The organism is Streptomyces sp. L500 (assembly GCF_054551825.1).
Genome location: NZ_JBTOLC010000059.1, coordinates 1 through 19703 on the forward strand (window position 1 = coordinate 1; position 19703 = coordinate 19703).

The 19703-nt window shown below is 68.6% G+C and carries 19 protein-coding genes; 1 reads left to right on the forward strand and 18 read right to left on the reverse strand.

What is annotated here, in order from left to right:
* Positions 1-20: 20 nt before the first annotated feature.
* The 8 genes from ACX9I7_RS29805 to ACX9I7_RS29840 form a co-directional block, all read right to left on the reverse strand.
* Positions 21-1001 (reverse strand): hydroxyacid dehydrogenase, encoded by a 981-nt coding sequence (locus ACX9I7_RS29805; protein WP_459389083.1) that lies wholly within the window; start codon positions 999-1001, stop codon positions 21-23.
* A gap of 58 nt (positions 1002-1059) precedes the next feature.
* Positions 1060-2484 carry an amidohydrolase family protein gene (locus ACX9I7_RS29810; protein WP_459389084.1) on the reverse strand — a complete coding sequence of 475 codons (1425 nt, stop codon included), beginning with the start codon at positions 2482-2484 and terminating at the stop codon, positions 1060-1062.
* A 131-nt stretch (positions 2485-2615) separates the two neighbouring features.
* Complete coding sequence (locus tag ACX9I7_RS29815) at positions 2616-4190, reverse strand: type VI secretion protein (protein WP_459389085.1); 1575 nt, start codon at positions 4188-4190, stop codon at positions 2616-2618.
* A 1-nt stretch (position 4191) separates the two neighbouring features.
* Positions 4192-5625 (reverse strand): ATP-binding protein, encoded by a 1434-nt coding sequence (locus ACX9I7_RS29820; protein ID WP_189453533.1) that lies wholly within the window; start codon positions 5623-5625, stop codon positions 4192-4194.
* A gap of 10 nt (positions 5626-5635) precedes the next feature.
* Positions 5636-7189: an SCO6880 family protein gene (locus ACX9I7_RS29825; protein ID WP_387575745.1), complete on the reverse strand. Its 1554-nt coding sequence runs from the start codon at positions 7187-7189 to the stop codon at positions 5636-5638.
* Positions 7190-7191: 2 nt separating this feature from the next.
* The gene (locus ACX9I7_RS29830) at positions 7192-8613 is read right to left on the reverse strand and encodes a hypothetical protein (protein WP_459389086.1); all 1422 of its coding nucleotides are present in this window, start codon (positions 8611-8613) and stop codon (positions 7192-7194) included.
* On the reverse strand, positions 8603-9469 hold the full coding sequence (locus ACX9I7_RS29835) for a hypothetical protein (protein ID WP_459389087.1): 867 nt from the start codon (positions 9467-9469) through the stop codon (positions 8603-8605). Before ACX9I7_RS29835 ends, ACX9I7_RS29830 begins: the two co-directional genes overlap by 11 nt.
* A gap of 216 nt (positions 9470-9685) precedes the next feature.
* Positions 9686-9994 (reverse strand): hypothetical protein, encoded by a 309-nt coding sequence (locus ACX9I7_RS29840; protein WP_099199098.1) that lies wholly within the window; start codon positions 9992-9994, stop codon positions 9686-9688.
* A 334-nt stretch (positions 9995-10328) separates the two neighbouring features.
* Here ACX9I7_RS29840 and ACX9I7_RS29845 point away from each other — a divergent pair, with 334 nt between their 5' ends.
* On the forward strand, positions 10329-11828 hold the full coding sequence (locus ACX9I7_RS29845) for a serine/threonine-protein kinase (RefSeq protein ID WP_459389088.1): 1500 nt from the start codon (positions 10329-10331) through the stop codon (positions 11826-11828).
* A gap of 109 nt (positions 11829-11937) precedes the next feature.
* Here the strand turns inward: ACX9I7_RS29845 and ACX9I7_RS29850 are convergent, their stop codons facing one another.
* The 10 genes from ACX9I7_RS29850 to ACX9I7_RS29895 form a co-directional block, all read right to left on the reverse strand.
* Positions 11938-12147: a DUF397 domain-containing protein gene (locus tag ACX9I7_RS29850; protein WP_373298165.1), complete on the reverse strand. Its 210-nt coding sequence runs from the start codon at positions 12145-12147 to the stop codon at positions 11938-11940.
* Positions 12102-13265, reverse strand: coding sequence for a hypothetical protein (locus tag ACX9I7_RS29855; RefSeq protein WP_459389089.1), 1164 nt, complete (start codon positions 13263-13265; stop codon positions 12102-12104). The genes ACX9I7_RS29850 and ACX9I7_RS29855 overlap by 46 nt, the downstream gene beginning before the upstream one ends.
* 147 nt (positions 13266-13412) lie before the next feature.
* Entirely contained in the window at positions 13413-13817 is a 405-nt protein-coding gene (locus ACX9I7_RS29860; RefSeq protein WP_459389090.1) for a hypothetical protein, read from the reverse strand.
* A gap of 137 nt (positions 13818-13954) precedes the next feature.
* Positions 13955-14416, reverse strand: a complete 462-nt coding sequence (locus ACX9I7_RS29865) for a carboxymuconolactone decarboxylase family protein (RefSeq protein WP_387575704.1) — start codon at positions 14414-14416, stop codon at positions 13955-13957.
* Positions 14417-14526: 110 nt separating this feature from the next.
* Positions 14527-15075 carry an RDD family protein gene (locus tag ACX9I7_RS29870; RefSeq protein ID WP_459389091.1) on the reverse strand — a complete coding sequence of 183 codons (549 nt, stop codon included), beginning with the start codon at positions 15073-15075 and terminating at the stop codon, positions 14527-14529.
* Positions 15076-15185: 110 nt separating this feature from the next.
* A complete protein-coding gene (locus ACX9I7_RS29875) occupies positions 15186-15794 on the reverse strand; it encodes a pentapeptide repeat-containing protein (RefSeq protein ID WP_387575700.1) in 609 nt (202 codons plus the stop codon).
* A 25-nt stretch (positions 15795-15819) separates the two neighbouring features.
* A complete protein-coding gene (locus ACX9I7_RS29880) occupies positions 15820-17976 on the reverse strand; it encodes a hypothetical protein (protein WP_459389092.1) in 2157 nt (718 codons plus the stop codon).
* Positions 17973-18341, reverse strand: a complete 369-nt coding sequence (locus ACX9I7_RS29885) for a DUF6507 family protein (RefSeq protein WP_459389093.1) — start codon at positions 18339-18341, stop codon at positions 17973-17975. The genes ACX9I7_RS29880 and ACX9I7_RS29885 overlap by 4 nt, the downstream gene beginning before the upstream one ends.
* Before the next feature lie 160 nt (positions 18342-18501).
* Positions 18502-18690: a DUF397 domain-containing protein gene (locus tag ACX9I7_RS29890; protein WP_459389094.1), complete on the reverse strand. Its 189-nt coding sequence runs from the start codon at positions 18688-18690 to the stop codon at positions 18502-18504.
* Positions 18691-18700: 10 nt separating this feature from the next.
* The gene (locus ACX9I7_RS29895; RefSeq protein ID WP_459389095.1) at positions 18701-19594 is read right to left on the reverse strand and encodes a helix-turn-helix domain-containing protein; all 894 of its coding nucleotides are present in this window, start codon (positions 19592-19594) and stop codon (positions 18701-18703) included.
* Positions 19595-19703 lie beyond the last annotated feature (109 nt).

Genomic DNA, 19703 nt, shown 5'->3' on the forward strand with positions numbered 1-19703 from the left:
TTTACGGCCGGAGGTGAGAACTAGGCCAGCCGGCAAAGGTCTTCCCTCCTCACCCGCCCCGACAGCGGCACTCCCCGCACCCACCGTTCCATTTCCTCCACCACCCACACCCCCAGTCTGCGGACCTCGGTCCCCTGTGCCCCCGCGATGTGCGGAGTGACCAGCACATTCGGCAGCGAGAACAGCGGATGCCCCGCCGGGAGTGGCTCCGGCTCCGTCACGTCCAGGAAGGCGTTGAGCCGCCCCGACGCGCATTCCCGCACCAGCGCCTCCGTGTCGATGAGTGAGCCGCGTGCCGTGTTGACGACCGTGCCGCCGTCCGGAATGAGAGCCAGCCTGCGGGCGTCCAGCATGTGCCGGGTTTCCGGCACGGCGGGCGCGTGAAGAGTGATGACGCTGCTGCTGCCGCACAGTTCCTCGAGACCCACGATCTTGACGCCCAGGACGCCCAGTCTGGCTGCCTCGGCGGCGGACACATAAGGGTCGTACAGCAGAACTCGGCAGCCCGTATCCGCCGCGACCAGCCGCTCCAGGACCAGCCGTCCGATGCGCGATGCTCCGACGACGCCGATCGTCCGGCCGTCGCCTCCCTCCCGTTCCGCGAAACCGGGCCAGGCGGCGGCGCCACCCGACGCGTATGCCGACGCCGCTGCCACCGCCTTCTTGGCCGCGAAGGTGATCGCGGCGAGGGTGTAGTCGGCGACCGGGCCGGCATTGGCGTCGGCGGCGGAGGAGACCACGATGCCCCGCTCCCACACCGCCTCCGTGACCAGCCATTTGACGGACCCGGCAGCATGGAGGACCGCCCGCGCGCGCGGTGTCCGGGCGAGGAACGCCTCCGTGAGCGGGAGGCTTCCCCAGCCCGTGATGAGAACGTCGGCCTGTTCCGCCGAGCCCCCCACGACCTCCCCGCACTCGGCGAGCCGCGCCCGTAGGCCAGCGGGCAGGATCGCGTCCGCTTGCTGCCGGCCCATGGTGATCGCGATCCTCGGTTTGCTCATGCCCACGCGGCCCCTCTCACCAGCCCACCCTCACGCGTCCACTCTCATAAATCCACGCTCACGAGCCCATGCCCGCAGGCGGTTTCAGCTCGGCCGCCGCCTGGGCGATCTGGGCGAGCATCCGGCGTCGTTCCGCCCGGTCGATCAAAAGGCCGCGCGTCACCACCGAGTCGATGCGCTGCGTATTGCGGATGTCGTCCAACGGGTCGGCTTCGAGGACGACGAGGTCGGCGGCCTTGCCCGGCTCGATCGTGCCGAGGACGGCCTCCAGGCCGAGGGCACGGGCCGGCGTGGTGGTGGCGGCCCGTAGGGCGTGGGCCGCCCCGAGGCCGGCCAGGGTGAGATGTTCCAGCTCCTGGTGGAGGGCGAAGCCGGGGACGAGATAGGGGGCCCCGGAGTCCGTACCGGCGAGGAGGGGGACGCCGTGGCGGTGGAGTTCGCCGACGATCCGCGCGTGATGGACGTTTACATCGCGGACGTCGGCATACTCCTGCTCCGTTCGGCCGCCCAGCAGTTCCTCCAACTGGCCCGGCCACGCGCCGGTCAGCCATTCGGGCAGATGGGCCCATTCGGGGGCCCGGTTCGGGAGGGTGTCCGGGCGTTCCATGACGTGGTGCATGCCGAGCGTCGGAGTGACGAAGGTGCCGTTCGCGGCCAGACGGTCGAAGACGCGGGCGGCCCGTTCGGGGTCGCGGGAACGGGTGGCGAGCGACTCCAGTTGGTGAATCCGGCGGTACCAGCGGCGGAAGCGGGCGACCGAGCCGGTTTCCGCCGGATCGACCCGCAAACCGTTCTCCAGCTCGCGGCGCAGCGTCGGCTGGTCCGAACTCGTCGCGGTGAGCAGGGGGTGAAGGTGTTCGATGGTGCGTTGACCGGCGTCGGACGCCTCCGTGACGGATACGGCGTCGGGGCAGTGACCGGCGTACGGGATCTCCTGCCGTCGGGCTTCGTCCGCGAGGGCGAGGTAGACGTCGCGCGTCAGCCGTGAGTACACCTTGATGAAGTCCGCGCCCTCCTGCTTGATGCCGCGGACGGCCTCCCGCGCCGCGGCCTCCGTGCCCGCCTCGACGACCGGGACGGGTGAGACGTCGTCGGTCCAGAGGCTGGGCCGTCCGTCGACGAGGGTGCTGCCGATCACCCACCGAGGGCCCGGGAATTCTCCCCGCTCGACGCGGTCGCGGCCGGCGCGGACGGCCGGTGTGCCCCACATCTCCCGGACGGTCGTCACACCGGTGAGGGCGTAGAGCGGGGCGACGAGCTCCACCGGGCCGTGGCTGTGGGTGTGCATGTCGATGAGACCCGGGATGACGTACTTCCCGGAGAGGTCCATGACGCGGGCCCCGTGCGGGACGGGTACCTCGGCCGTGCGGCCGACCGTCGCGACGCGGCCGTCGCGGACGACGACGGTCATGTCCTGCTCGGGGCTGTGTGTTCCCGGGGCGGCGATGAGCGTGGTGTGGGTGAGGAGAAGGGCGTCGTGCATGGCGTTACCCCCTGTCGCCGTGGCTTCGGTGGCTTCCGTGCTGTCCGGTCCCGTCAGGTCGAGTCCGCTCAGGTCGAATCCGGTCCGGTCGAGTCCGGTCCGGTCGAGTCCGGTCCGGCCGGGCTTCCGTGCTAGCCGGTCGGAAGGGTGCGGCGGGGCCAGCGCGCCCGTCCCTGCTCCTCGGAGCGCATCAGCGCGAACGTGGGGAGGCCCTGTGCCTCGCCGTGCTCCAGGAGGTCGGGCAGGGCGGGCAGCGGGGCCACGGCCGCCACATCGTCGAGGACGAGGGTGAGTGGTGGGTCGAGCCGGCCGGAGGATGACCGTGCGGCCATGCGGCGGCCGTGCTCGACCACGCTTGAGGCGAGTGCGGTCAGCAAGGGCATCGCACCCGGGCGGGTGCGGGGATCCTCAATCGCCTCACCCACCACGTACAGCGTTCCCCCTTCGGCGATGAATGATTCCGGCGCCGGCGAATTGACTCGATTGGGGTTACAGGCGTCCCGGATGTGGACGGACGTCAGGGCGCTGAGCGCCCGGGCGGCCAGCTCCTGGGCTATGTCGCGGCGTTCGGGGTGGCCGGTGAGGGCGGATTCCAGCTCGCCCGCGGTGCCGCCGGTGGCCTTGGGACTGGTCCGGAGGATGCGGACAGGTTCGTGGGCCGACGTTCCCTGGGCCCAGCGGTGCACCTGGCGGAAGGGCCGGCCGTCCACGGCGGCGGCGTGCAGCCAGCAGCGCAGCAGGGTCTCGGCGGTGTCGGCGGTGGCCGAGTCGAGGGTGCTGAGGGGCCGTACGGGCGCGAGGAGCGCGGCGGCGCGGGTGGTGGCGGTCTCGCGCGATTCGCAGCCCGTGGTGGGGCTCCAGCGGAGCCGGTCGGGGGTGTCGAGGAGGTGGCTCGGGTCGAAGACGTGGACCGGTCCGAGCTTGGCACGGGCGGTCTTGGTCTCGGCCCAGAGCCCCGGGTCGCTGGTGACGACCAGCGCCGGCCCGGCGGCCTCGAGAACCGCGCGGGCGGCGGGGGCACGGCGGTCGGTGGTGTAGAGGAGGCGGTGGGGAGCTGACGGCGGTGGGACGGCGGGGGTGGCCGGAGCGACTGGAGCGGCTGGTGTGGTGGCCGGGGCCGTCGCCGGAGCCGCTGTCGAAGTCCCTGGCGACGTTCCTGGGGCGGCTGCCTGCGGCTCGGGGATGGCCGTGGCAGTCGATTCCACCGACGGCGCGGCCCCGGTCGCCGGAGCGGCCTCCACCACCGGTGCGGCCGCCGGCGCGACGACAGCCGTCGGCTCGACCACACCTGGCGCGCCCGTCGTCCCCGCCGCCCCCACCACCCGGCGGGCCCGTACCGCCCGCCAGCGGGCGAGTGTCCCGATCACGAACGTCATCAGCACCACGGCCACCAGCAGCTCGCCGATGAGGATGCCCCAGAACAATCCGTACCCCGAAAGGGCCTCCTGCGGGGTGCCCGGCCAGGCGGAGGGGAGGTCGCGGGGCTGGGTCATCAGATGGCGGAGGGCCTGGGGGGTGCGGGTCAGGGTCACCCCCTCCGGCCAGCCGCCGTGTTCGGCGAGGGCGGCCAGGCCGGTGGCCGTCCAGACCAGCAGGGTCAGGCCCAGCAGAAAGGCTATGACGCTGAGCAGCAAGCCATCCGGAATCCCACGCTCCACACCCGGGTCCTGGTGCCGCGCCCGGTCCCCGCCCCCCGAGGACCCCATCTCACGCCACCGTCGATTCCGAGGATCCATAGGTGGCGGCGGTGCCGTAAGGCTCGTCGGCGAAGGGCGATTCCCGTGCCGCGGCGGCTCGTTCCGCCGCCGCTGCCTCCGCCGCGAGTTCGTGGGTGCGGTCGCCGTCCTCGGTCATGGCCCGGTCGGTGTAGACCAGGGGGCGCTCGGCGTCCGTGATGAGGTGCTTGACGACCTGGACGTTGCCGTTGACGTCCCAGACCGCGATGCCGGGGGTGAGGGTCGGGATGATCTCGACCGCCCAGCGGGGCAGCCCCAGGACCCGGCCCGTGGCCCGGGCCTCGTCGGCCTTCTGGGCGTAGATGGTCCTGGTGGAGGCCATCTTGAGGATGGCCGCCGCTTCCTTCGCCGCCGCGCCGTCGACGACGTCGGAGAGGTGGTGGACCACCGCGACGAACGACAGGCCGAGCCGTCGTCCGAACTTCAGCAGGCGCTGGAAGAGCTGGGCCACGAAAGGCGAGTTGATGATGTGCCAGGCTTCCTCGACCAAGAAGATTCGCTTCTTCCGGTCCGGCCTGATCCAGGTGTGCTCCAGCCAGACACCGACGATCGCCATGAGGATCGGCATGGCGATGGAGTTGCGGTCGATGTGGGAGAGGTCGAAGACGATCAGGGGCGCATCGAGATCGATGCCGGCCGTCGTGGGGCCGTCGAACATGCCGCGCAGGTCACCGTCGACGAGCCGGTCCAGCACCAGGGCGACGTCCAGGCCCCAGGCGCGTACGTCGTCTATGTCGACGTTCATCGACTCGGCGGACTCGGCCTCGGGGTGGCGCAGTTGCTCGACGATGTCGGTGAGGACGGGCTGCCGGTCGTTGATCGTCTCGTTCACGTAGGCGTGGGCGACCTTGAGGGCGAAGCCGGCGCGTTCGTCGAGTCCCCGGCCGGTGGCCACCTCGATGATGGTGCGGAGGAGGGCGAGCTGGCCGGTCGTGGTGATGGCCGGGTCGAGGGGGTTGAGCCGGATGCCGCCGTCGGCGGCGGCGACGGGGTCGAGGCGGATGGGGGTTATCCCCAGCTGTTGCGCGATCAGGTTCCACTCGCCGACGCCGTCCTCGCCCTGGGCGTCCAGGACGACGACCTGGCGGTCGCGGAAGCGCAGCTGCCGTAGGACGTACGTCTTCTCCAGCGCGGACTTGCCGTTTCCGGACTCGCCGAGGACGAGCCAGTGGGGGGCGGGCAGTTGCTGTCCGTAGAGCTGGAAGGGGTCGTAGATGTAGCCCTTGCCGGAGTACACCTCACGCCCGATGATCACGCCGGAGTCGCCGAGGCCGGGGGCCGCGGTGGGGAGGTAGACGGCCTGCGCCTGCCCGGTGGAGGTGCGTACGGGCAGCCGGGTGGTTTCGACCTTTCCGAACAGGAAACTGGTGAAGGCGTCGGTGACGGTGGCGAGCGGGTCGAGCACGGCATTGCCCCTATCGTCGGATGCCGGTCGCGAACGGCAGCGTGTTGACGAACGCCCGGTGGTGCTCGCGGTCGCACCACTCGAGCTTGAGGTAGCTCTTGCCGGCCGAGGCTCTTATGGTCCGCTTGTCGCGCGCCAGGGCCTCCGGGGAGCGGGAGGACACGGTGATGTAGCCGACGAGGTTGACGCCGGCCGCGCCGCTGGCGAGGTCCTCGCCGCGCTGGTCGACGCGGGAGTGGTGGGCGACGTCGCGCGGGTCGACGACACGGTTCATCTTGGCGGCGCGGGAGGCGTCCGCGTCGTCGTTCGTCTTCTCGGTCAGCATCCGTTCGATGGCGACGTCGGTCGGCTCCAGGTCCATGCAGACCGCGACTGTACGAATCACATCGGGTGTGTGGACGAGAAGGGGAGCGAGGAAATTGACCCCCACGGGTGTCATCGGCCATTCCTTCACCCACGCCGTGGAGTGACACCAGGGTGCCCGGGTGGACGACTCGCGCGTCTTCGCCTGGAGGAACGTGGGTTCCATCGCGTCCAGCTCGGCGGGCCAGGCGTTCCGCTTCGTCATCGCCTGGATGTGGTCGATGGGGTGGTCCGGGTCGTACATCGAGTGGACGAGCGAGGCGAGGCGCGCCTGGCCGAGCGGCTGGCGGACGCGGATGTCCGCCTCGGCGAGGCGGGCGCAGATGTCCGTGAGCTCGCGTGCCATGACGACGGCGAGGCCCGCGTCCTTGTCCAGACGCCGCCTGCCCACCTCGTGCCGGGAGGCGCGGGCGATGGCCTGGGCCTCGGCGGCCAGTTCACGGCCGTAGTGCATACAGGCGACGAGGTAGGCGCGGTGCTGCTCGGAGGAGGTGGAGACCATGGACTGCAGCTGGTCGTAGGAGTCCTTGAGCCACTCCGGCGCCCGTTCGTCGCCCCGCCGCTCGACGTCCTTGGCGTGGGCGTCCGGGTCGGCGGGGAGCGTGCGGGCGAGCATCTGGATGCGGGTGACGTAGCCGTCGCCGTTGGCGACGTGCTTCAGGAGCGTGCCGAATCGTTCGACGAGTGCTTCCTGGTCCTCCGAGTCGCGGAGGCCGACACCCGGGCCCTCGATCTCGATCGCGGCGGTGACGGTCCGGCGGTCGGCGTGCAGCAGCACGGCGATCTCGTCCGGGCCGAAGGGCGCGGACAGCCAGTTGATCCGCCCGATCCCGGGCGGCGGGCCGACCTCTATCTCCCGTCCGTCCAGCCGGGTGCCCGCCTCGATCGCACTCGAGCGGTACGTCGCGCCGCGACGCAGCGTCCGTTTGTACGAGCGGTTGATTTCAAACCACTTGTAAAACGTGCGGTTCTTGTACGGGACGTAGACGGCGGCCAGCGACAGCGCGGGGAAGCCGGTGAGCGTCATGATCCGCAGGGGGAGGATCGGCACCAGCAGCCCGCACATCATGCCCAGGAACGCGCCCACGACGATCAGCGCGATCTCGCCGGTCTCCCGGTTCTTGCCGACGACCGCGTTGGGACGCGCGCGGCCGATCAGATACGTACGGCGGGGCGCGATCGGCTGGGACTGGGCCGGGATCGTCAACTCCGCTCACCTCCGGATGTATTGCGCTTGCTGTTGTTCTGCGCGGCGTTGTTCTGCGCGCGGGGCGCGGGCACGGCGGCCGTGCCCGGCACCGAGGCTGCGGAGGGAGCGCTTCCGTTACCGCCGGACGGGGCGGTCGCGGGACGGGCGCTGTGGGCGGTGACACCGCCGCTGACGGCGCCCGAGGGGCGTGCCGCCTGGGACCCGCCGCCGTCGCCGCGGGCGCTGTGGGTGGTGATGCCCTGCTTGACCAGGGCGGCGGGCGAGGAGATCACGGCGGCGGCCTGGCGGGAGGCCGCGTCCTTGCTGGCGTTGCGGCTGCTGACGATCTCGTCGCCGAAGCCCGGCACGAAGCGGTAGATCATCGCACTGGCGAAGATGGCGAGGAGGATGATCGCGAGGCCGGAGACCACGGCGGAGAAGGAGTTCGGCCCCTTCCCGGAGGACAGGGCTCCGGCGAGGCCGAGCACGATCATGATGATCGGCTTGACCAGGATCACCGCGATCATGATGCCCGCCCAGCGGCGGACGTGCCCCCACATGTTCTTGTCCACCAGCCCCGCGTACACGGCGGTGCCGAGGAGCGCGCCCACGTAGAGCAGGGCGGCCCGGATCACCAGCTCCAGCCAGAGCACACCGGCGGCCAGCACGGACACGAGCGACACGACGATCAGCATGATCGGCCCGCCGCCGATGCCGTTGCCCTTCTGCAGCGCCTCGGCGAAGCCGCCGAAGAACTGGTCGTTGTTGGTGGACGAGCCGGTGGCGATGACGTCCGTGACGGCGTCGGTGGCGTTCACGACGGTGTAGAGGATCAGCGGCGTGAACGCGGACGCCAGCACCGTCAGCCACAGGAACCCCACGGCCTCCGTGATCGCCTCGGTGAACGGCACCCCGCGCACCGCCCGCTTGGCCACGGCCAGCAGCCACAGGACGAGGGTGAGGATGGTGGAGGCGGCGAAGACGACGGCGTACTGGCGGAGGAAGGGCGTGTTGGTGAAGTCGACGTTGCCGGTGGAGTGGACCGCGGTGGAGAGCTTGTGGATGATCCACGACGCGGCGTCGGCACAGCCCTTGGCGAGGGACGCGAGGGGGTCGGTGACGGTCTGGGGGTCGTTGGGGGAGGTGGACGTGCCGGGGTTTTTGCCGCCCTTGCAGTAGTCCTTGGCCGGGCCGACGATCAAGTCGCAGTTGTCCTTGACCGAGGGAGTCGGCGTCGGCGTGGCCCCCGCTGACGGTGTGGCCGAACCACCCGGCGTGGGCACAGCTGTGCTGCCTGGTGTCCCCGATGCCCCTGGCGTCGGGACGGGTGGCGTAGGGGCGGCGACGGCGCGCGCGGACAGGAGGATCAGGCTCGCTTGGATGCTTGCCAGTGTCCCGGCGACCGTGAGAGTACGACGGCGGGGCCTACCGGGCATAAGTGAACCCTCCGTACTGCTCGACCGCCTTGGCGATCTCATCGGCATTGGACGCCATCCGATCGCTGTTGACCGGTGCGGGGCCATCCTTCTGGGAGAAGCTCTCGGCCTTCCAGTCGCCATCCGCCCAGCGCAGCTTGATGGTCATGGTGAACCAGTCGTTGGCCACCGGGTTGGTGGAGCTGGTCCCGGCCGTTCCGAAAGCGCCGGTGCACCACACCTCGACCGATGACGCTGCTTCGCTGTACTCGGTCGCCTTCGTGCCGACGGGCACCGTGCGCGACACGTACGTCATGCCCTTCGCCGATTCGCCCTTCTCGTTGAGCCCCAGCTTGGCCAGGAAGTCCTTCGAGTAGGCGTTGTCGAGCTTGCTTTGCAGCTCTGGCACCTTGTCGGCGACGAAGATCTGCGGCACGATCGCGTGCCGCCTGTCGGGCTTGAGGATGTCGGCGGAAACCAACGCCACCGCGAAGTTCGCCGCCGCAGACTGCGCCCCCTGCTCCGAATGGGCGAATCCGGAAGCGATGCCACCGGTCTTGCCGTCGACCGGCTCGACCCCCGTGGGAGCGGTCACGCTGCCGCCCGGGCGGCGCGCGTCGGCACCGGAAGAGGCGTCGCCGCCGGAGTCACCGCCCCGGTTGGCGAAGGCGATCGCCGCGATGAGTAGCACCACGACACCGACGACCGCCACCAGGTTCCGGTTGGATGGTCTGCCCCCGCGGCCGGAACGCCCGCCTCCGCGCCGCGTCGGCGCGTAGGGGTCGACCTCGCCCTCCGGAAGCCGCGTGCGCGTCATATGACGGTCGTCGCCGTAGCCGCCCTGGCCGCCACCGTAGCCGTCGTCGCCGAGACTCATCGCTCGCCTGCTCCCTCATACGTCGTGGCCGGCTTGCCGCCCGTATATGACGGTAGCGGTGTGAACGGAATCCCGGGGGAGGGCGTGGGGGAGTGAGGGGGCATCAGTTGGCAGCCTCGATGGAGGTGGGCTGGGGGACGAGAGGGTCTGCGCTGGGACGAAGCACCGTCGGTGCACACGGGCTCGGGTGGGGGCGGAAGGGGCGCGTGGAGGGGCTCAGACCGCCATGCCGTAGACGATGGTGAACAGCGTGCCGAGCGAGCCGATGATGAAGACGCCGGTCAGACCGGCGACGATCAGCCCCTTGCCCTGCTCGGCGCTGAAGGTGTCGCGCAGGGCCGTGGCACCGATCCGCTGCTTCGCCGCGCCCCAGATCGCGATCGCGAGACAGAGCAGGATCGCGACGGCCATGATGACCTCGATCATCACCCGGGCCTCCCGGCCCAGTTGACCGAAGGGGCCCCAGTTAGGGGCGATTCCGCCAATAATGGTGTTGATGTCGCCTTTACCGGCCGCCAAGAACATCTCAAACTCACCGCCCCATACGGGTAGTTGTGTCCACCCCGCCGCACGGCAAAGGCCGGAACCTATCTTCGCTGACATACCGCCGTTCGCATGTCGATTTGGCGGCATTTTTTGTCGGAACCCGTATGACCGGCGGTTGCATGGCCCTGACCTGCGACAAGGCCCGTTGTCAGTGGGGAGTCCTATGGTGACTCTGTGTATCACGCGTATGGACGGCGGGCAATGTCCGGCCATGTGAGGGGTATCGCAGGGGGGACGGGGATGTTCGAACGGCAGTGTGTTCGGTGGGTACTCTTCCTGGTCTGCGCATGGTTCAAGATCAAAGGTGGTACGGGTGCTGGTAGCCGGTCGGTACCGGTTGGGGGAGCCGCTCGGCCGCGGCGGCATGGGCGAAGTCTGGCAGGGGCAGGACGAGGTGCTGGGCCGTCAGGTCGCCGTCAAGCTCCTCCTGGGCGACGACGGCGACGAGTCGGCCGCCATGCGTTTCCGGATGGAAGCCCAGACGGCCGCCCGCCTGAACCACCCCCAGGTCATCGCCGTGTACGACTTCGGCGAGTGGGAAGGCCGCTTCTACTTGGTCATGGAGCTGGTCCAGGGATCGAGCCTGGCGGGGGAGCTCGCCGAGCAGCGCGTCCTCGCCCCGGCCCGCGCGGCCGACCTGGTGGCCCAGACCGCCTCGGGCCTGGCGGCCGCGCACCGGCAGGGAGTGGTCCACCGGGATGTGAAGCCCGGCAACCTCATGATCGACGCCGCGACCGGCACGCTGAAGATCGGCGACTTCGGTATCGCCCGCTTCGTCGACGAGACCTCCGCCGGGCTGACCCGGGCGGGCCAGATCGTCGGTACGAGCACCTACCTCGCCCCCGAACGCGCCCTGGGCCGGACCGCGGGTCCCGAGTCGGACGTGTACGCGCTGGGCTGCGTGCTGTACCAGATGCTGATCGGCCGGCCCCCGTTCTGGGACGAAAACCCGACCGCCCTGCTGTACCTCCACGTGGACAGCCCGCCCGAACCCCCGCGCGATTACCGCCCCGACGTCCCGCCCGCCTTCGAGGACTACCTGCTGAGGATGCTGGCGAAGCAGCCGGAGGAGCGGCCGTCGGCACAGGAGGTCGCGGACTTCTTCTCGGGCACCGCGTGGCGGGGCACACCCCAGCCGTCGTCGCCGCCCATGGCCTCGCCGTTCGCGACGGACGCGCCCCGGGCCGCCCAGCCGGCAGCAGGACTGGCTGAGGCGTCGGCCGTGGTGACGGGGCCGCCGCCCGTGCGCCCGTCCGTACCCGCTGTCGCGCCCTCGTCTGCACCATCGGCTACGCCCTCGGCTGCACCATTGGGCATGCCCGCAGCCATGCCCCCGGGCGTGCCTTCGGCCGCACCGTCCCAGGGCGGCGTCGGACCCCGGACGGGCTCGTCGGCCGCACCCCCGCATCCGCAAGCGGTGCCCATGCCCCACGGGCTCCCCGCGCCCCCCGTGGGCGCGGGAGTGCCACCCATGCCGTCCGCCCCGCCTGTGACACCCGTACCGGCCGCAGTGCCGCATCTGGCGCCGTCCATGGCGTCGGGGCCGGTGTCGAGGCCGGCGTCAGAACCGGTGTCGGGTCCGGTGCCGGCGTGGGCTCCGGCGGAGCCCCTGGGCTCCGCCTCGCCCGTACCGCCGTTGCCGCCGGCCCTTCAGCGGGAGACGACGACCACGTACGCGCTGCCCTCCGCGCGGACCAGGGCCGCCGCTGCGGCCGGTGCTGCCGGACGGCAGCGGCCGAAGGTGCTGCTCGCGGCCGTCGCCGGAGTGATGGTCTTCGTCGTGGCCGCGCTGATCGGTGCCGCGCTGTTCTGAGCTTGGCTCCGACCGGCTCCAAGTACTTGGCCGGAAGTCCGGTACGTCATCTGCGGGTGAGTCGTGGCCGGTCGCGCAGTTCCCCGCGCCCTTCGGGGCGCCATCGAACCTAGTCGTCGAGGCCCTCGACGAAGTGGTCGAACTCGCCTGCCCTGACGCCCAGGCAGAAGGCTTCCCACTTCTTCTCGGTGGTCACGACGACCGTCTCCGGGTTGATGTTCTCCCGGATGTAGACGTTCCCGTCGCCACCGAAGGCCACCTCCAGGTATTCGGTCATCGTCTCGTCGTCGGTGGCCGGGATCCAGTTGAGCTCGGGCACGGCAACGCCCCTTCATGCGATGGGATGTTCGGATGAACGTCGGCGACCACGATAGAGGAGCCCGCTGACTCCCGAAGCCTGCTCAGTGCCTCCTGGATGGTGTGAATCATCAGCCTCGGCCGGCGGAAGACGTCGTCGCCGCTGAACCGGAGCACCTGGCGGATGCCCTCGCAGCCGGAGAGCTCGTTGAAACGACGGATGTCGTTCTGGTGCGCGGACCGGCTGCCGTGCCAGGTGTATCCCTCGATCTCCACGCCCAGCCCTTCCGCCCTAAAGAGGAAGTCGAGCCGCAGCAGTCGACCGTTCGGCGTCGTCACCTCGGCTTGCGATTCCGGACGCAGCCCGACGCCGTGCATCCACAGCCGCGCCATGCTCTCCGCCGGGGACCCGGAGGCCGGATCGGCCAGCGCGAGTGCCTCCCGCGCCGACCGCACGTTCCGCCGACGGCGGCCGCAGCGTCCGTCAAGGTGTCTGCCAGGACGGACGTCGGCGCGTCCGTCGATGCGTCCGCCAAGGCATTCATCAAGTCGTCCGTCCGGAGGCCTGTCAGGACCCAGCGCCTCGCGGATCTGCTCCCGGTCGGCCAGCCCCTGGGCGAGCACGAAGTCGGCGGCGATCACGGCCTCGTGGGCGGGCAAGGCCATCAGCAGGTCGCAGATGGTGCGGAGAGCCGTGGTGACCCGCACACCGGCGACCACCGTGGTCTCGCGCGCCGCCAACCGTATGGCGTGCACGACGACACCGGGCACCCGCGTCTGCCCCCGCCGACGCGGGTCCGTGAGCTCGACGACGTCGTCGCCGACGACCCGGACGAAGCGGCCGCGCCGGACGGTCCGGCCGTGCGGAAGGGCGGGAATGCCGTACAGAGCCGCCGCCGAGCCATGGCTTCCCACCCACTCCGGATGTCTCAATTGCACCGCGAGCAGGCGCAGCCGCGTATCGATCCGCAGACCCGGCTGACCCCACGTCCCGCAGTACAGCCGCGACCAGCCGGCCCGCCGTAGCGCCCCCGCCGCACCGCTTGGCCGCAGCCCGCACTCGACGGCCTGCGTCGTGAGCAGGACGCCGCCTTGCGCGGCGGCGACCTCGTGAAGATTTCGCTGATCCCCCCGTTTCATGTCCCCAGGACACCGCATGGAGTGGAATCCCGCGAGGCCTGTGGATAACCCGAAGGCCGGACGAGGGGCCGCTTCGTCCTACCTGCGCTTTTCTCGACTTCCCGGGGTGGGAAGTCGAGATCGGCGCTGCCTGTCAGAGCGTCGTCGTCACCACTGGTCGATGCCCATCTTCTTTGCCGCCTTGTGGATCGCGTTGTAGTGATCGATCGACATGTCGGACTTCTTGTCCTTCGGCGGTAGCTTCTTGTCGGCCTGCCGGAACTCGTCGCGTGCCTCGGCCAGCAGCTTCGTCCCGTAGCTGACCGGCACATCGGCTTTCCCGTGCACGGGATGCGACGAGGCGGCCGTACGACTGCCCGCCTGGACGAGGGTGGTCCGCGCCTCGTTGTAATCGGCCGCCTTGACCGTTTTCGGGTTCGCCAACACCGCGTGCGTACCGGACATCGCACGGGCGTGGTCGGCACCGATCGCAGCGGAGGCGGGAGCGACGACCGCGGCGACGGCGCCGACCGTGATCGCGGCGACGAGACCGGTCCGGGCTATGAGGTTCATGGGGCACCTCTTCTTACTCGACGGAAGGGTTCCGGGTGTTGCGAAGGAAAGCCTTCCCGCGGGGGATTGGTGCCCGATGAACAAAGGATGGACGCGCTGGTCGCCGGGGGCGGACGAGGCGGAGCGGCGGCCCGGCCTCAGCCCCAGGTCGTACCGGCCGGCTCCTCGATCGTCGTGTTGATGCGGTTGAAGAAGTTGGTCGTGGCGACCATCAGGATGATGGCGGAGAGCTGCTTCTCGTCGAAGTGGTCCGCCGCCTCGTCCCAGATCTCGTCCGGCACGGCCTTGCCCGAACGGTCGGCGATCCGGGCCGTGGCCTCCGCCAGCGCCAGGGCGGCGCGCTCGGCGTCGCTGAAGAACGGCGCCTCGCGCCAGGCGGCGACGTGGTGCAGCCGCTCGTCGGTCTCGCCGGCCTTCTTGGCACTGGCGATGCCGCCGTACACACAGGCACTGCACCCGTTGATCTGGCTGGTCCGCAGGTGCACCAGCTCCAGGACCTGCTGCGGGGCGTCGCCCTGGCGGATAGCCGACATGAGGCTCTGGACGCCCTTCATGGCGTCGGGCAGGACGAGTGCCGGGTTCTTCATACGCGCGTTCATGGTGTGTTCCCCTTCGCAACCCAGGTGACCGGCGCGTCTGCCGCACCGGCCGGTTAAGTCCGTCACTGCCCTGACGGATGGCGAGGGGGGAATGTGACGGGGAACTCGAGTCACGGGTGGTTGGGAGCGATACCCCAACGACGTTTGACGACCACGCTGGATGCAGCCCTGTCGTGGAAGCATCGACGTAGTGGTTTGTCCCATAGACAGGAAAGCGTGTTGACCAACCCACCGCCCGGGACGAAACTGCTGACCTGGTAGACGGCCCAGCGCCCGAAAGCGGCGCCCAGGGACAGGTTCTGCCCGTCCGCGACCCGCGCGACGCGCAGTCCGCAGATGCGTTTGCCGAAGGTGCCCCCGTAAGCGTGCGTCATGATGGGCTCATAGAGCGCCATGCCTCCGAAGAAGGCTGTCGCCATGGTCGCTGCGCTGGCATTGTCGTTCTCGGTCAACGCCATCATGGCCATCCCCACGGCAATGGCGATGGCACCTCCCCCGACCAAGATGATGAGGATGTCGATGATCCGCGCCCCGAGGCGCACGGCCGGGTTGGGCAGAGCCTCGTCGGGAGGCCCTGGCCTCGACGGTATGTACGGCGGATGGAAGTGGGGCTGGTGCGCCCCGTATCCGTACGGCGGCGGCTGCTGGTGCTCATACATGGGGGTGATCCGGTATCGGTGAATTTGATCGATGGCCTGTCCGGTGACCGCGCATATGCAGTCCGCCGATCAGGCACGCTGAAGCCTTGCAGTGTCGTGGCAGCGGGGGCCTAGGGCGACCAGGGGGTGAGCACTTCGATGTTCGCGCCACGGGAGTTCATGAATTGTTCGAGCTCCGTGCCGTTCAGTGCGCTGGCAGCCCCCCGGGCATAGAACGTGACCGGGCCGTAAATGCTGCCCGACAGGCCGAGGACGATGGTGTTTTCGTCCATCTTTACTTCGAAGGCGGTATTCTGAACTACCGCGTTGGACAAATTCGCCCCGCAGAAGTTCGCATCAATCAGGATTGCGCCGGAAAAGTCTGCGCAGCGGAAGCTGGCTGAGCGCGCGTCGACCTCACTTATATCGGCTCTACCGAGATCTGCGTGATCGAGGCAGGCGCCCTGCAGGTTCGTCTCGTCGAGGACTGCCTTGCTGAAGTCTGCCTTTGTGCAGTTCGCTAGGGAGAGGTCGGCCTGCTCGAAGTGACTCCGATGGAAGTCTGCTTCCACCAGGCGCATCTGAGTCATTGTGGCGCTGGTGAACCATGATTCCAGGAACTTCCCACCGGAAAGGTCGGCGCCGCGAAGATCGAGGCCCACTGCGTCAAATGGTGGCTTCAGTGGATTCTTGGGGTATGAAATCCACTCCCGAAGGCGGTCCGAGGCATCTGCGTCCATGGGAAGAGATTTGGGTGACCAGCTCTCATGGGTACCACATGACACGATCTGTCCATCCGTTCTTTTCTACGACCTGTACAAGGTCATCGATAGCCGCCTGGTTTGCATTTCGGATATCTATGATGAGGATCTGATTATTTTCGATGACCTTGCGGAGATTGGCTACGAATTTACTGTTGTTGGCCGGGTTGTAGGCTCCTCGGAAGGGGATCGACTTGTCTTTCTGGAAATTGAAGGGCGGCCAGTCGGAGTGCACCCCCTTCAAGTCGTAGTACTGCCCGGTGCTAGGAGAGTAGTAGTCGCCCCGGTTCTTCTCTGAGGGGCGGCGCAGGTCGGTGGGGAGTCGCCCTTGCTCTCGGAGATCCAGCCCGACGCGGGCCTCGTCCTGGCTTGCTGCGGTTATGTCCCCCTTGTCCGGGTCGTGCTGCATTTGCTCGAATCTATCTTGGCTTCTTCCTTGAACGCCTTCCAGATGCCCCCAGTGAGTAGAACGTTCCTCGGGAGTCAACTCTGGCAAGGGCTTGTTGTCTCTGGGGGCATCGGTGCCGTTGTCGTGTTCCAGGCTGTCGGGATTCCTGCCCTCCGGGCTCCCGGAGTCCCAGTCGGTAGAGCTGTCATGAAGCGGTGATCCGCGCCCTGGTCCGGAGTGGGACGGTTCAGTTGCAGATCCCGAGGGCGTGCCACGCGGCTCGTAATCAGTGCTCGGCCCGGAAGTATGCCCCGCAGATTCGTGCGTGGGGCGAAGGGCGCTGTGGCTGTCTCCGTGGTGCCCTTCCCAAGGCCCATTGACCCCAGCATGGCCGGAGGCTTGGGCTCCGTCGGCGTGGGCTAGGACTCTGCGGTCGGTGAGCTCGTGGGTGCCGGTGAGGTCGTGCTTGTGCGGTTCTTTGCGGGGCTCGGCGAGAGGATGGTGTTCGGCGGACTCGAGGTCGTGGAGGTTGCCCTTTGAGTCGAGGAGGAGGGCTTTGCCGTCCGCTGCTGCGTACTTGAGGGACTCGCCGACCGGAGTGGGGGTGTGGTCCGGCAGTTTGCCGAGGCTCTGCTTGAGTTCGGCCGCCAGGTCGCCGACCTTGAGGATCGCGGGCTTTGCTGCCTTGAGGCCCAGCCGGGCGCCCTTCACCGCGTAGGTCGCGGGGTCGATGACTTCTACGACCTTGGCGGCGGTGGTGACCGCCTTGGCTGTCACTCCCGCCTTGGTCGCGGCGGTCGCCTCACCCACGGGGGTCAGGAGTGTCAGGCCGTTGAACGTAAGCGTGCCAAAGGCGCGATAGGGATTCTTGCCCCACTCGTCCCATGCGACGAGGCCCTTGGAACCGTTGTTCACGGCCGCTTTGTACTCCCGCCCGACCTTCGGGAGCCAGGAGTCCGGGAGGTACCGGGCCACCTCGGCGCCAGGGACGTAGTTACTGGCGAAAGCCAGCAGCGCCATGTTCTTCAGGGCTTCTTTGGACTTCTCCATGCCGTCGACGCCGACCAGCGTGCCCAGCCCTCTGATCTGGGCCCAGGTGCCGTCGATGAGGAAGCCCTTGGCGAAGGCCGTCGTCCCATCGACTGCCTCGTGCCAGAACCACTCCACGCCCTCGTACTTGCGCTTCTCGACGTTGCCCCATGGGGTCTTCTCCGCCTTCGCGGCCGCCTTGGGGTCGTAGCCGTACATCCCTTTCTTGTGAGTGCCGTCGTCCTCGACGAGGCGCAGGCTCTTGTCGAAGAGGCCGGTGATCTTGTTGAAGGCGTTGCGTTCAGCCGCGTGGAACCTCTCCTGGGCCGCCGTCACGGCCTGGATGAGGTGCCTGTTCTCGTCGGTCTTGCTCTGGTTCTTGAGCCACTTGTCGTCGTTGCCAATGGACGCCCGGAAGGCGATGGCCTGTTCGCGGAGACGGTCCAGTTCCTGGACGATCGGGCGGACCTCCGCCGCGTACTCGGACAGGGCCGACTTCACCTTGTTCAGCTCGTCCGCGAAGTGGGCCGCCCGTTCGCGCACGGGCAGGGTCGAGTGGAGGAGCTGTCCGGCCTCCGGGGCTTCGTAGTGGGCCGACAGGCCCTGGAAGGACGCGTGCGTGTCCGTGCCTGTGGCGCGGATGTCGGACGCGTCCTTGGCTAAGGCCGCTATGTCGCCCACAAGGGCGTCCACGTTGCCGGTGAAGTGAGGAATGCTGATCGGGTCTATCGGGGAGCTGTTCACTTCTTGGGCCCGCCCAGCTCCTCGGGCGTAGGGGCCTGGCTTGCCGTGCGCTGGGTGTTCGAAGCCATTTCCGTGTCGCCCTGCACGTAGGCCGCCGTCGCGTCCACCGCGCCCTGCAGCGACTTCTTCGCCCTCACAGCGATGTAGGTCAACTCCGGCGTGGCATGGTTCGCGTAGGCCTTGAGCGCGAGGCCGACGAGGCCCTCGCCCGTGTCGCACGGGCCCGCCAGGCGGCCGGCGTGACCTGCGGCGGACTCGATGTGGCCGACGTATGAGTTGGCCTGGTTCGCCAGTTTGCCCGCGACCTCGGCCGTCCTGGCGACCACGTCGCGTACGCCGTCGGGCTTGATGTCCCACCTGGACATGGCGGCGCCTGCCCCTCCCCTGAGAAACGATTCCCTTGCGCGTCAGCGCCCGGTTTGCGGCGCCCCCGTGCTCCGCACGTGCGTCCGACGCACGGTCAATCTTTCTATCACTGAGCGTGAGGGGGTGCGCATGAGTATTCGTACTCAGGCGTGTTGGCCGTCAGGTGGTCGCCCGTGAGTAGCGGATGAGTGCCCGCAGTGTGCGGGGGGATAGGGGGAGTGCGACGGTTGGGTTGTCGCTCTCGCGGAGGTGGACGGTGGTCGTGTCGTCGCTTGCGGCCAGCTCTATGCACTCGTCGGCGGCGCCGCCCGCACTGAAGCTTGACTTCCGCCACTTGAGATCGGGCACCGATGGCCTTTCACAGGGTGTAGAGAACGTGCTGGATCAGCGAGAGGGATTCCCTCTTCTTATAGAACTCAGGTTCGGGGTCGAGGTCAATCGGTGGCAGCGCCGCCGCAGTCAGCCCTTCGAAGGTCTCCGCGAACGTCGCATACCGGGCTTGATCGGTGATGAAGGGCGAGGCGACCGGCTGCTCTACGTAGGTTGTGCTGAGCTCCGGCACGGCGTGGTCGAAGAGGACGAACGGCGCGCCGAACCCGGCTGGGTATGCAGTGGTTTCGAACGGAAGGATCTGGATCTGAACATGCGGCAGGCGCGCCATCGAAGTGAGGTGTTCGATCTGGCGGCGCATGATGCTGGCGTTTGCGAATCGCATGCGCAGGGCGGCTTCGTGGATGACCGCGTGGAGGGTGATGGGCGAGTCACCGTCCAGGACTCGCTGGCGGTTGGTGCGGAACTCCACGAACTTGTCGATCTCCGCAGGGGAAGCGTCCGGCTGCGCTCCCTTGAAGAGAGTGCGCATGTAGTCGGTCGTCTGAAGCAGGCCGGGGATGTGTACCCACTGAAACGTTCGGTGGGCTGCCGAGTAGGACTCAAGCTCCACCAGGTCCCGGGACGCCTGCGGGATCACCGACTTCCGGTAGTTCGACCACCAGCCCTTGCCTGATGACTCGCTCATGGCGACGAGTGCCTCAACTTTGGTTTGGTGCTCGCAACCATAGCCGCGAAGTAGGGCGCGCAGTTTCGCTTCAGGAATACCTGTTCGTCCTGTCTCGATGTGGCCAAGGTGCTGCGGGCCGAGCCCCGCGATGGCTCCCGCGGTAGCGGCGTTCATGCCGCTGGCGTCGCGGAGCTTGCGAAGTTCGATGCCCAAACGCCGTTGTCGTTGCGTCGGGTTGGGGCGTAGTCCCATGGGCTCCTCCTCGTGATGTTGGGCAGTCTGCCCGCTGGGAGTCGGCCTGGGCCACTCGTTGGGGTCAATCCAAGCGAAATGGTTGAGGGCTATAAACCATCTTCCCTAC